Below are 11,513 nucleotides of genomic sequence, written 5' to 3' on the forward strand. Positions count from 1 at the left end.
TATATCCATTTGACCGGGCGGATTACTCCTGCCCGGTCACCCCGATGCGCGCCAAAAGCGCATCAATCGGCGCCCAATCCTGCAACTCCAATCGCACCGGCAAAGTCAGCACCTGTGGCCGCACTTCCAAGGGCAGGCGCACGGCATCTTTTTCGGTTGTGACCAACTGCGCGCCCATCTTTTGGGATTCCGCATAAAGTCGCGAGAGCATGGCAGGTGGCAACGCCTGATGATCCGCTAACGCCTCTGTGTGCATCAACGTGGCGCCGAGGCTGCGCAGGGTCTCAAAGAATTTCTCCGGATGGCCAATACCGGCGAAGGCAAAAAACGGGGTTTCGGTCCAATCCATGCCGGTTTGCAGCGGCACCAATGCGCCTTTGGCGTGGGGCAGGCTCACCTGTGTGCCCCAAGTCTCTGCAAACCTGGCCTGTGCGGCATCATTTCCAATCGATAAAACCACGTCGCCTCGCGCCATGCCAACCGCCACCGGTTCACGCAAGGGGCCTGCCGGAATGCAGCGCCCGTTGCCAAAACCACGATGTGCGTCCACGACAATCACGCTGGCGTCTTTTTGCACGGAGGCGTTCTGAAAGCCGTCGTCCAGCAGGATCACATCAGCCCCAGCGGCCTCTGCTGCCCGCACGCCCTCGGCGCGGTCCTTGGAGACCCAAGTGGGGGCAAAGGCCGCCAGCAAAAGCGGCTCATCCCCGGTTTCTTCCGCCTTGTGCGTGCGTTCGTTGACCTGCACAGGGCCTTCAAGCGTGCCGCCGTAGCCTCGGGATACCACATGCGGGGTCTTTCCCATGCCGATCAGCCGTTGCGCCAAAGCGATGGTGGTGGGCGTCTTGCCTGTCCCACCCGCATTGATATTGCCGACACAAATCACTGGCACGGAGGCTTTGTAACCATCCGATTTGCTAACGCGCGATTGGGTGGCCTTGGCGTAAATCCCACCCAAGGGGGCCAAAAGCCGGGTTTGCCAGCCGGGGCGGCTGGGGGTGTTGGACCAGAACAGTGGCTCCCTCATGCAGGCTCCTCCTGCGTGTCCATCAACATATGGGCATGTTCGAGCACTTTGTCTGACACCGCCGCGCTGTCCGATACGACCTGCCAGCCCGCATGGGCCATGGCGGCCACCTGATCCGGCGCAGCCAAAAACATCAAGGCGGCGGTCAAACTGTCGGCGTCTTTTACAATGCGCGCGGCACCGACATTGGCCAGCCGCGTATAGCTGCCCAGATAGCGCCGCACCGATGGCCCATAGAGAATCGCGCTACCCAGAGCCGCAGGCTCCAGTGGATCGCGCCCTCCGGCACCGGCGATCAACGAACTGCCCACAAAGCTGATCGGCGCAATGCGATACCACAAGCCCAACTCGTCGGGTGTTTCGGCAAACAAAACCTGCGTGTTTTCTTCGGGAAAATCGCCATTGTCCCAGTCTGCCACCCGCCAGCCACCTGCCGCGATGGTCTCGCGCATACTCTGCGCATTAGCCGGGTTGTCCGGCACCACCACCAGCAACATCCGGAACGACAGTCGCAAAACTGCACGATAGGCGTTGAGCACGGTTTCCAGCTCTTCCGGCTGCAATCGCGCCGCCAACCAGACCGGCCGTCCCGCCAAACAGCCGCGCAGCTCGTCCAGATCGCTCTCGCGTACAGGCAAGGCCGGGGCTTCTTCCATCAAGGTGCCGCTGATCTCGACCTTGGAGCTGTCGCCGAGCAGCTTGCGTAGGCGAATGGCGGTGGCCTTGTCCTGGGCAAAAACCGTGTTGAACCGGGACAAGGTTCCACGAATAGGTTCCGGCCCCCAGCGCCGTTTCTGATCCAGCTTGGGGCGATGCACTTCGAGCATCATCGAGGGGATGTCGCGTGTGCGCACCGCATCAATCAGCGCGGGGCGAAGGCTGGAGCCGAGCCAGATCATGATTTCCGGCTGCCAATGCGCCAGAAACACGGCGATGTCCGCAGGGCTTTCCGAGGGGCAGGGTTGCCAGATCACACCTTCGGGCAGCGTCTGGGTCAGAGGCACGTCATGAGGGGTGGTCAACAGCACCCGCGCATTTGTACGCTGCGCTGCCAGTCTCAGGCCCAGTTTGGCCAGGGTACGCGCGCGTGTGGGATCGGTGCTGTGAAGCCAGATGACCGCGCCTTTGGGGCGCGGACAGTCAATTGCGGCCAGCCTTGGGGGCTGGCGGCGCGCAAACGCAAGATACGCCGCAAGGCCAAGCGAGCGCGCCATCCGGAAATCTTACCCGAGTTCTTCAGTGGAGGAGGCCGCAGCCTGCTCGTCCCGCAGACGGTGCAGATGCGCAATGAAGTAGCGCATGTGGGCGTTGTCCACGGTCTTTTGCGCTTCGGCTTTCCACGCGTCATAGGCGCTTTCGTAGTTCGGGAAGATGCCAACCACATGGATGTCATCCACATCTTTGAAGGCGGTTTTCGTCGGGTCGATCAGCTCGCCACCAAAGACGAGGTGCAGTCGTTGTGCCATTTGTGGGCCACTCCTGTGAGGTGCTGAATTGGCCGCAACCTACGGCGCTTGGGCCAAAGCCTCAAGGGGAGGAACGCGCCCCTTGGCGCAAGTTTGACAGGAATTGCCCCCATTGCGCCGTGTCGCATGGCTTTGAGCTGCGCTTTTTGCTAGAGCGCGCGGCATGAAACCTTTTTTGATCCTGCAATTGCGCCCCGAAACCGTTGCCTCAGATGCGGAGTTCCGCGCCTTTCTCGAGAAAGGCGGGCTTGCGTCAAACGAGGTGCACCGCGTGTCGCTGGATCAGGAAAGTTTGCCAGCGGATCTGGATTTGCACAGCTATTCCGGCGTGATTGTTGGCGGCGGTCCCGGGTGTGTCAGCGATTGCCCGACCAGCCGCGATCCACTTGAAGCCAAAATGGAAGCGCAGGTAATGTCGCTCTTGCCGCAAATTGTTGGCGAGGACATTCCGTTCCTCGGCTGCTGTCTGGGCATTGGCGTTTTGGGTCATCATCTGGCGCAGGCGGTTTCTAAAGACCGCTACGGGGAAGAAGCCGGGATTGCGCGTTGCTCCCTGACGCCGGATGGGCAAAACGACCCGCTGCTCGAGGAGGTGCCGCAGGAATTTGACGCCTTTGTTGGCCATAAGGAGGCCCTGCAACTTCTGCCGGAAGGCTGCACCCATCTGGTGCAATCGCCGTTTTGCCCATTCCAAATGATCCGCTATCGCCAAAACGTCTATGCCACACAGTTTCACCCCGAAGCGGATGGTGCCGAATTTGCCAACCGGCTCAATATGTATCGGGACAAAGGCTACTTCCCGCCAGAAGAAGTGGATCGTTTGATGGCCTTATGTCGCGCGGCAGATGCCTCGGCCCCACCCAGGATTGTTGCCAACTTTGTGCGCCGCTACCGGGCGGCGTGAGCTGGCGCCAGCGCCGCACAAATCTGATCTTTTAACGGTTTGGGCGCGGCAATCACACCGGCCAAGCGCGGATCGGGATTGTTGAACCGCAGCGGCGCGCCATTGCGGTCTGCTGTCGCCGCGCCCGCCTCGCGGATGATCAGATCGCCTGCGGCCACATCCCACTCCCAGGTCGGGCGCAGCGTAACCATGGCGTCAAAACGGCCCTCCGCCACCAGCGCAGTGCGATAGGCCAGCGACGGCCGATAGCCACGGTCAAATGCGGGGGGAGTGCCTTGCCAATGGGACGCGTCCATCACCGGGCGAGCCACCAGCACTTTGGCCCCCGTCATGTCAGAGCGCGCGCCAGAGGTGATTGGCGCGCCATTCAAAAACGCACCCTGACCTTGCGCTGCGCTATAAAGCTTGTCCCGGCGCGGTAGGAACACAACGGCTGCTGTGACAACTCCACGCTCGGCAATGGCCAACGCATGGGCCCAGGTGTCGGAGCCTTCGATAAAACTGCGGGTGCCATCAATCGGATCAACAATGAAGGTTTTCTCCGCGTGGATGCGGTCGCCTTCGTCCAAAGACTCCTCGCTCAGCCAGCCATAATCTGGCCGTGCGGACCGCAGCGTGTCTTCCAGCATCTCATTGACCGCAAGGTCGGCCTCGGTAACAGGTCCCGCCCCTTCCGGCTTGTGCCACGCCTTCGCGTCCGGCCCGCTAAAGCGGGTGGCAATCTCGCCCGCCCGCTGTGCCGCCGTGATCAGCAGATCGAGATCAGTTTCCGGCAAGGGTCATCCCCGGAATGAGCAGCGATGGCACGACCCGCGACAGATAGGTGCGGGCATCATTGGCAGGCACAATCGACATCATCATGTCGTGCAGGTTTCCTGCGATGGTGCATTCGTTCACCGGATAGGCAATCTCTCCGTTCTCGATCCAGAACCCGGCTGCGCCACGGGAATAGTCGCCGGTTGTCGGGTTGATGGTGGAGCCAATCAGCGATGTGACCAAAAGCCCGGTGCCCATATCTTTGAGCAGATCATCGCGACTCTTATCCCCTTGTGTCTGCGATACGTTCCAGCTGCTCGGGGATGGCGGCGAAGAAATCCCACGGCCGGCATTGCCGGTGGAGGCCATGCCCAGCTTGCGTGCGGTGGCCAGATCCAGCGTCCAGCCGGTCAACACCCCGTTGTCGATGATCGCACGGCGCTGAGTGGGCAGGCCTTCCGCATCAAACGGACGTGAGCCGGACACGCGTGGACGTTTTGGGTCTTCGATCAGCGACAGTCCCTCCGGCAGTACCTGCTGCCCCAGCTTCTCCCGCAACCAGGAAGAGCCGCGCGCCACCATGCCGCCATTGGCGGCGGCGAGTACATGACCAATCAGCGACGACGAAATACGTTCATCAAACAGCACCGGAAAGCTGCCGGTCTGCGGCTTGCGGGCGTTCAGCCGTTCCACCGCGCGTTGCCCTGCGGAAGTGCCAATCTCGGTTGGATCGCGCAAGTCGCTTTGGAAAATCCTGGAGTCGCCATCATAGTCGCGCTCCATGGCCTCGCCTTCACCCGCAATGGCGGTGGCGTAGATGCCACGGCTGCTGCGGGCATAGCCGGCGGCAAATCCGTTGGTGGCGGCCAAAAACACTTCGCTGCTGCTGTAGCCGCCGGTCGCCGATTGCACCTGCGTCACACCCTCAACCGCCATGGCGGCGGCCTCTGCGGCAATCGCATCCGCTTGCAGACTGGCGGCGGCAGGCTCGTCCGTTGGGTCGTTGAGTTCCAAAGCCGCAATATCCAGATCCTGCGCCAGTTGGTCTGCATCAGCCAAACCCACATAGGGGTCTTCAGGCGCTTCTTTTGCCATCGCCACAGCCCGTTCTGCCATGACGGCGATGCTTTCCGCACGGGTGTCAGAGATCGAGACATTGGCCTGTCGTTGACCAATCAGCACACGCAACCCCAGATCGACACCTTCGGAGCGCTCCGCCTGCTCCAGCTTGCCTTCGCGCACATCAATCGACACGGACGTGCCGCGCATCACCATCGCATCTGCCGCTTCGGCCCCAGCCGCCTTGGCCGCGTCCAACATGATCTCTGCTAGCTGCTCTGGAGTCTGCGCCATAAAGTGCCTCGTGTTTGGTTTCGTGACAGGTAGTCGGCCCACGCCCAAGGCGCAAGCCTGCTGACCGATTAGCGCCGCTGCAACACCTGGAAGGCGGCTGAGGCCATCCAACCCGCCGCAATCGCAATAGCCAATGACATCAAACCGTAAAGCAGCGGTTGATTGCGGGACATGTCAAACAGCCAGCGTTCCAGCCCGACCTTGTTCACGTTGATCACGGTCTCATAGTTCGAAATCACTTTGCCGCCGCGCGTCAGGAAAATCCGCGTGGGATAATCCCCTTCGGTGAGGTTTGCCGGCATCTTGATCGAGGTGCGGAACAGGGTTTGCTCATCCACCGACACCGAGTTTTCGAGCACCTGATAGGCACCCTCGTTAGTGCGGATGCGGATCACCGCTTCACTGAAACTCTGCGCATCCTCGATGCCCATTGGCGCGCCAACCGAGCGGATCGCACGCGGGATCGACACGCTGTGGCGTTGGTCTTCCACGTTGGACATGGCTTCATTGAAGGGGGCAGAGGTGGCCACCGCGTAAAAGCTTGGCGCGTGGTCAATCTCCACCGCGTCGGTGTTCACCCAAATGCCAAATTTGCGCTCCTTGCGCCGCACGGTCAGCGGGCCACTGGGGCCGGACACGGCAATCACCACCTCAAGCGGCGGGTCTTGCAAGATCGGGCTTTCGCGTTTGACTGCGCCAAACAACAGGATTTCGGAACCATCAAAGTCGGCGGTGATGGCCACCTGATCTTGGCTCAGACCCAGCACAACTTCTTCGGCGAGAACCGGCGTTGCAATCATCAGCAACAGAGACAGCAGCATTCGTTTCATGCTTAATGCCCTCCCGCCGCGCCGATGGAGAACAATTCGCTGGGCTCCAGCAACAGGTCCAGCGCCAGTTTGGCACAAACCATGATCACCAAAAGCGCCAGCAAAATCCGCAGTTGCTCGGCTTTCAGGTACGTCCCCAGCCGCGTGCCAATTTGTGCGCCAATCACGCCACCAACAAGCAGCAGGACCGCCAGCGCGATGTCCACCGTGTAGTTGGTGGTCGCGTGCAACAGGGTGGTGAAACCGGTCACAAAGATGATCTGAAACAGCGAGGTGCCGACAACCACTTTGGTTGGCATGCCGAGCAAGTAGATCATCGCAGGCACCATGATGAAGCCGCCGCCGACCCCCATGATGGCCGAGAGGATGCCCACGAGAACTCCCACCATCAACGGCGGGATCACGGAGATATAGAGGCCGGACACACGGAACCGCATCTTGAGCGGCAGGCCGTGCACCCAGTTGTGCTTTTTGCGTTTGGGAGGGCCTGCGTTTTTACGCGATTTGCGGATGGCGTTCAGGCTCTCGATGAACATCAATGAGCCAATCACACCTAGGAAAACAACGTAGCAAAGCCGCACCAACAGGTCGACTTGGCCTTGGGATTTCAAATAGTTGAAGATCACCACACCCAGTGCAGCGCCTATGAGTCCGCCGGACAGCAGCACCGTGCCCATCTTCAAATCGACAGTCTTGCGCCTGAGATGCGCCAACACGCCACTAAAGGACGAGGCCACAATCTGGTTGGCCTCGGTGGCGACGGCCACGGCGGGCGGAATCCCGATAAAAAACAGCAGCGGCGTCATCAAAAAACCGCCGCCAACCCCGAACATGCCGGACAAGATCCCAACCATGCCGCCCAACCCGAGCAGCAAAAAGGCGTTTACGGAGACTTCGGCGATGGGGAGGTAGATCTGCATATTTTTTGATAGCGCCAGTGGGGCCGCAAAAGCAACCTGTCTGGACCGCTAAATCACTGACAGGCCAGATCAATGCCCGCAAACTGGACTTATTCAGGTCTGGGTTGTGGCCTGTGATGCGCTGAGAGGCGTCCGATAAAAGAAAACCCCGCCAACATTGCTGCGGCGGGGCTTTGCGTGTGTATGCGCCGGGTCTTAGCGCTCTTTGATGTAAGGCTCCGCGCTGGCTTTTGGCGGGATCGCTTTGCCCACGAAGCCCGCGAGGATCACTACGGTCAGGATGTAGGGCAGGGCGCCCAGCAGCTGAACCTGAACCTTGATGCCAGAGACGTTCTCGATGATGTCAGGACGCAGTTCCAGCGCTTGGAACAGACCAAACAGCAGACAGGCCCAGAGCGCATAAACCGGACGCCATTTTGCAAAGATCAGCGCGGCCAGCGCGATGAACCCACGGCCGGCAGTCATGTCTTTCACAAAGCCAGCTTGCAAAGCAGAGGACAGGTAAGCGCCGGCAACACCGCAGAGCACGCCACAGATCAGCACCGCCGCATAGCGCAGCCAGACCACGGACACACCTGCCGTGTCCACTGCAGCCGGGTTTTCCCCAACGGCACGCAGGCGCAGACCAAAGCGGGTGCGGAACAACAGCCACCATGTGAGCGGCACGGTCAGCAACGCCAGATACACCAGCGAGGAGTGACCAGAGATCAATTCCGAATAGAACTGCTGCAACGGACCTGCTTCAGCGATCATCTGGCTCAGCGGCTTGCCCGCTGCCTCGGCGTCCTTCGGGCCTATCGCAAACGGCAGTTCAATTGGATTGAAGCGCGCATCGCCTTCCAGCGGTGGCGTGCGGCCACCCTGACGGAACCAGCTTTGCGCCACCAGAACGGTCATGCCCGCCGCGAGGAAGTTGATCGCCACACCGGAGATCAACTGGTTGCCGCGGAACGTCACCGACGCCAGCCCGTGGATCACCGCCAACGCCACAGAGGCGCCCACACCGGCAAGCAAGCCAACCCAGGCACTGCCCGAGTAGAAGGCCACAGCGGCAGAGAAAAACGCCGCTGCCAGCATCTTGCCCTCAAGGCCAATGTCGACCACGCCGGAACGTTCCGAATACAAACCAGCCAAACAGGCCAGCAGAAGCGGCGTTGCCAGACGCACAGAGGTGTCCAGCACCTGAAGTAGGGTCAGAAAATCCATCAGGCGTTCCTCCGGCGCATCGCAATGAAGAGTTTTTCAAGCGGCTCACGCACCATGTTGTCCAGCGCCCCGGTGAACAGGATCACCAGTGCCTGAATAACCACGATCAGCTCGCGAGGGATGCTGGTCCAAAGCGCCAGTTCTGCGCCGCCCTGATAGAGGAAACCAAACAGGATCGCGGCCAGCAGCACACCAAACGGGTGGTTGCGCCCCATCAGCGCCACGGCGATGCCGATAAAGCCCGCGCCCTCGGTGCTGTTCAGGATCAAACGTTCGCTCTCGCCCATGGTGGTGTTGACCGACATCATGCCCGCCAGAGCACCGGAGATCAGCATCGCAATCACGGTGATGCGCACCGGGCTGATGCCTGCATAGAGCGCGCCGGACTCCGAATGCCCAAAGGCCCGGATCTGATACCCCAATTTGGTGCGCCACATCAGCAGCCAGACAAACACACTTGCCGCCAGCGCCAGGAAGAAAGTCACGTTTGCCGGCGCGCCACGGAACATCTTGTTACTCTCGGTGGAGAACATGTCCTGGAAAGATGGCAGGTGTGTTGCGTCCGGGAACTTCGCAGAGGCCGGGTCCATTGCACCCACGGGGCGCAGCAGTTCCACCAGCACGTAGTTCAGGATCGCCGCCGCGATGAAGTTGAACATGATGGTGGTGATCACGATGTGGCTGCCGCGTTTGGCCTGCAGATACGCCGGGATCAGAGCCCAAAGCGCGCCAAACAAGGCCGCGCCAACAGAGGCGCCAAGGATCGCAAGCGACCAATGGGGCCAAGGCACGTAGAGGCAGCACAGCGCCACGCCCAGACCACCCAACATCGCCTGCCCTTCGCCACCGATGTTGAACAGTCGTGCGTGGAAGGCGACAGACACCGCCAGACCGGTGAAAATGAAGTTGGTAGCGTAGTACAGCGTATAGCCCCAACCGGATGACCGCATCAGCGCGCCATCAACCATCAGTTTCAGCGCTTCAATCGGATTTTCGCCAATGGCCAAAATCACAAGCGCAGAGAAAAACGCCGCCAACAGCAGCGAAATCAAGGGGATCAGGACGATGTCAGCCCATTTAGGCATCTTATCCATCGGCGGGAACCTCCTGTTGTGTGGTGTCGTTGCCGCCGTTGCCATTGGCCACAGCGGATGTATCGGTGATCCCGGCCATCAACAGGCCCAGTTCTTTTTCGTTCGTCTGCGCCGCGTCACGCTCGCCGGTGATATGGCCGTCAAACATGACGACAACACGATCCGCCAGCGACAGAATTTCTTCCAGTTCCACAGACACAAGCAGGATCGCTTTGCCCTGGTCGCGCAGGTTCACAACTTGCTGGTGGATGAACTCAATCGCGCCAATGTCCACGCCCCGTGTCGGTTGCCCGATCAACAGCAGGTCCGGGTTACGCTCAATCTCACGGGCCAGAACGATCTTCTGCTGGTTGCCGCCAGAGAAGTTTTTTGCTGCCAGCTTGGGATCGGGCGGACGCACATCAAAGCGCTGCATCTTGGCCTCGGCCTCGGAGTAGATGCCTTTGTTGTCCATCAGCAGGCCGTTCTGGAGTTCCGGCGAATGGTGATAGCCAAACACCGTGTTTTCCCAGGCGGCAAACTCCATGATCAGACCTTCGCGCTGCCGGTCTTCCGGCACGTGGCTTATCCCCGCGGCGCGGCGGGCCTGCCCATCGGCACCATGGCCGCTGAGCGGGATTTCCGCGCCGTTCATGGTGATGGTGCCGGTGCCATCGGCAAAGCCACCGAGCACTTCGAGCAGTTCGGACTGTCCGTTGCCCGCCACACCCGCGATGCCCACAATCTCACCCGCGCGCACGGTCAGGTCGATGCCTTTAACCCGCTCAACGCCAGCCTCGTCCACAACCCGCAGGCCCTTGATGTCCAGCACGGTCGCACCCGGCTCCGCAGGCTTTTTGTCAACACGCAGCAGAACTTTCCGGCCCACCATCAGCTCTGCCAGATGCTCCGGCGAGGTCTCGGCGGTTTTCACCGTTGCGGTCATCTCGCCGCGGCGCATCACGGACACGGTGTCGGTATATTCCATGATCTCGCGCAGCTTGTGCGTGATCAGGATGATGGTTTTGCCCTCTTCGCGCAGACGATCCAGAATGCGGAACAGCTGATCCGCCTCCGCTGGCGTCAACACGCCGGTGGGCTCGTCCAGAATGAGGATTTCTGCCTTGCGATACAGCGCCTTGAGGATTTCCACCCGCTGCTGGTGACCTACGGAGAGGTTCTCGATCACCTCATCCGGGTCCACGTTCAGCCCGTATTCTTCGGCCAGATGCTTGAGCTCCTTGCGGGCGTTGCCCAGCGAGCTGTTCAGCATCGCGCCGTCTTCGGCCCCAAGAATGATATTCTCCAGCACGGTGAAGTTTTCCACCAGCTTGAAGTGCTGAAACACCATGCCAATGCCTGCGCGGATCGCGGCTTGGCTGTCCGGGATCAAGGTCTTCTGCCCCTTGATGAAAATCTCTCCGGCGTCGGCTTTGTAAAAGCCATACAAGATCGACATCAGCGTGGATTTGCCCGCGCCATTTTCGCCGATGATGCCGTGGATGGTGCCCGGTTGCACCGAAATCGAAATGTCCTTGTTTGCCTGGACAGGGCCAAAGGCTTTGGAAATGCCTTTGAGTTCAATGGCAGGCGCCGTCATTCAGGCTCTCCCAGTCCTGCGAAGCCAACCAGTCGCTGTGCGCGGCCTTCGGCATCTGGTTCGATAAAGTACTGTCCAAGCTGTTCTTTTCCATCCGCCATGCGGAACGCGACGGTGGCGCGGAACACACCGGCCGTGTCGCTCAGGTTGACCACCGCAGCGGTCGCGCCGGGGGCGTATTGCGAATACATCTCCACATAGCCAACCAGCGCGTCAAAATCAGTGACCGGTGCGTCAGTGCGGGGATCAAGGTAGGAAAAGTCAGGAGAGACAGCCGCACGCAAAGCATCTTTGCGTGTGTTTGCGTCGGTCTCGCCCCATGCGGCGAAAAAGGATTCGATCGCGTGTGACATTAGGGACCTCTTTTAAGTGGAAGGG

At 60.4% G+C, this 11,513-nt stretch carries 12 protein-coding genes; 1 reads left to right on the plus strand and 11 read right to left on the minus strand.

Features of this window, described 5'->3' with window-relative positions; all coding sequences use genetic code 11:
• Positions 1 to 22 precede the first annotated feature (22 nt).
• Genes lpxK through SIB92_RS17905 form a run of 3 tightly spaced genes read right to left on the minus strand, consistent with a single transcriptional unit; the run spans position 23 to position 2,493 of the window.
• The gene (gene lpxK / locus SIB92_RS17895; protein ID WP_412553319.1) at positions 23 to 1,027 is read right to left on the minus strand and encodes a tetraacyldisaccharide 4'-kinase; all 1,005 of its coding nucleotides are present in this window, start codon (positions 1,025 to 1,027) and stop codon (positions 23 to 25) included.
• Positions 1,024 to 2,241, minus strand: a complete 1,218-nt coding sequence (locus SIB92_RS17900; protein ID WP_412553320.1) for a 3-deoxy-D-manno-octulosonic acid transferase — start codon at positions 2,239 to 2,241, stop codon at positions 1,024 to 1,026. Before SIB92_RS17900 ends, lpxK begins: the two co-directional genes overlap by 4 nt.
• A 9-nt stretch (positions 2,242 to 2,250) precedes the next feature.
• Positions 2,251 to 2,493, minus strand: a complete 243-nt coding sequence (locus SIB92_RS17905; protein WP_412553321.1) for a DUF4170 domain-containing protein — start codon at positions 2,491 to 2,493, stop codon at positions 2,251 to 2,253.
• Between the two features lie 163 nt (positions 2,494 to 2,656).
• On the opposite strand from SIB92_RS17905, the gene SIB92_RS17910 reads away from it, so the two are divergent.
• Positions 2,657 to 3,397, plus strand: a complete 741-nt coding sequence (locus tag SIB92_RS17910) for a glutamine amidotransferase (RefSeq protein ID WP_412553322.1) — start codon at positions 2,657 to 2,659, stop codon at positions 3,395 to 3,397.
• Here the strand turns inward: SIB92_RS17910 and SIB92_RS17915 are convergent.
• The 8 genes from SIB92_RS17915 to SIB92_RS17950 form a co-directional block, all read right to left on the minus strand.
• Positions 3,382 to 4,173: a 3'(2'),5'-bisphosphate nucleotidase CysQ gene (locus SIB92_RS17915; RefSeq protein ID WP_412553323.1), complete on the minus strand. Its 792-nt coding sequence runs from the start codon at positions 4,171 to 4,173 to the stop codon at positions 3,382 to 3,384. The two genes, SIB92_RS17910 and SIB92_RS17915, sit on opposite strands and share 16 nt — an antisense overlap.
• Positions 4,160 to 5,506: a TldD/PmbA family protein gene (locus SIB92_RS17920; RefSeq protein ID WP_412553324.1), complete on the minus strand. Its 1,347-nt coding sequence runs from the start codon at positions 5,504 to 5,506 to the stop codon at positions 4,160 to 4,162. Before SIB92_RS17920 ends, SIB92_RS17915 begins: the two co-directional genes overlap by 14 nt.
• Before the next feature lie 68 nt (positions 5,507 to 5,574).
• Positions 5,575 to 6,336, minus strand: coding sequence for a TIGR02186 family protein (locus SIB92_RS17925; protein ID WP_412553325.1), 762 nt, complete (start codon positions 6,334 to 6,336; stop codon positions 5,575 to 5,577).
• Between the two features lie 2 nt (positions 6,337 to 6,338).
• Positions 6,339 to 7,256 carry a sulfite exporter TauE/SafE family protein gene (locus tag SIB92_RS17930; protein ID WP_412553326.1) on the minus strand — a complete coding sequence of 306 codons (918 nt, stop codon included), beginning with the start codon at positions 7,254 to 7,256 and terminating at the stop codon, positions 6,339 to 6,341.
• 195 nt (positions 7,257 to 7,451) lie between these two features.
• Entirely contained in the window at positions 7,452 to 8,462 is a 1,011-nt protein-coding gene (locus tag SIB92_RS17935) for an ABC transporter permease (RefSeq protein WP_412553327.1), read from the minus strand.
• A complete protein-coding gene (locus tag SIB92_RS17940) occupies positions 8,462 to 9,556 on the minus strand; it encodes an ABC transporter permease (protein ID WP_412551583.1) in 1,095 nt (364 codons plus the stop codon). Before SIB92_RS17940 ends, SIB92_RS17935 begins: the two co-directional genes overlap by 1 nt.
• Positions 9,549 to 11,135, minus strand: a complete 1,587-nt coding sequence (locus SIB92_RS17945; RefSeq protein ID WP_412553328.1) for an ABC transporter ATP-binding protein — start codon at positions 11,133 to 11,135, stop codon at positions 9,549 to 9,551. Before SIB92_RS17945 ends, SIB92_RS17940 begins: the two co-directional genes overlap by 8 nt.
• Complete coding sequence (locus SIB92_RS17950; protein WP_412553329.1) at positions 11,132 to 11,488, minus strand: molecular chaperone GroEL; 357 nt, start codon at positions 11,486 to 11,488, stop codon at positions 11,132 to 11,134. The genes SIB92_RS17945 and SIB92_RS17950 overlap by 4 nt, the downstream gene beginning before the upstream one ends.
• Positions 11,489 to 11,513: the final 25 nt, after the last annotated feature.

The sequence above is a fragment of the Shimia sp. MIT1388 genome (assembly GCF_047124445.1).
Taxonomy (GTDB): Bacteria; Pseudomonadota; Alphaproteobacteria; order Rhodobacterales; family Rhodobacteraceae; genus Shimia.

Excerpts from the sequence above, each read along its gene's own strand:
- SIB92_RS17930 (WP_412553326.1), bottom strand. The coding sequence starts at position 7,256 with ATGCAGATCTACCTCCCCATCGCCGAAGTCTCCGTAAACGCCTTTTTG.
- SIB92_RS17900 (WP_412553320.1), bottom strand. The coding sequence starts at position 2,241 with ATGGCGCGCTCGCTTGGCCTTGCGGCGTATCTTGCGTTTGCGCGCCGC.
- SIB92_RS17910 (WP_412553322.1), top strand. The coding sequence starts at position 2,657 with ATGAAACCTTTTTTGATCCTGCAATTGCGCCCCGAAACCGTTGCCTCA.
- SIB92_RS17925 (WP_412553325.1), bottom strand. The coding sequence starts at position 6,336 with ATGAAACGAATGCTGCTGTCTCTGTTGCTGATGATTGCAACGCCGGTT.
- SIB92_RS17945 (WP_412553328.1), bottom strand. The coding sequence starts at position 11,135 with ATGACGGCGCCTGCCATTGAACTCAAAGGCATTTCCAAAGCCTTTGGC.
- SIB92_RS17905 (WP_412553321.1), bottom strand. The coding sequence starts at position 2,493 with ATGGCACAACGACTGCACCTCGTCTTTGGTGGCGAGCTGATCGACCCG.
- SIB92_RS17940 (WP_412551583.1), bottom strand. The coding sequence starts at position 9,556 with ATGGATAAGATGCCTAAATGGGCTGACATCGTCCTGATCCCCTTGATT.
- SIB92_RS17920 (WP_412553324.1), bottom strand. The coding sequence starts at position 5,506 with ATGGCGCAGACTCCAGAGCAGCTAGCAGAGATCATGTTGGACGCGGCC.
- lpxK (WP_412553319.1), bottom strand. The coding sequence starts at position 1,027 with ATGAGGGAGCCACTGTTCTGGTCCAACACCCCCAGCCGCCCCGGCTGG.
- SIB92_RS17935 (WP_412553327.1), bottom strand. The coding sequence starts at position 8,462 with ATGGATTTTCTGACCCTACTTCAGGTGCTGGACACCTCTGTGCGTCTG.
- SIB92_RS17950 (WP_412553329.1), bottom strand. The coding sequence starts at position 11,488 with ATGTCACACGCGATCGAATCCTTTTTCGCCGCATGGGGCGAGACCGAC.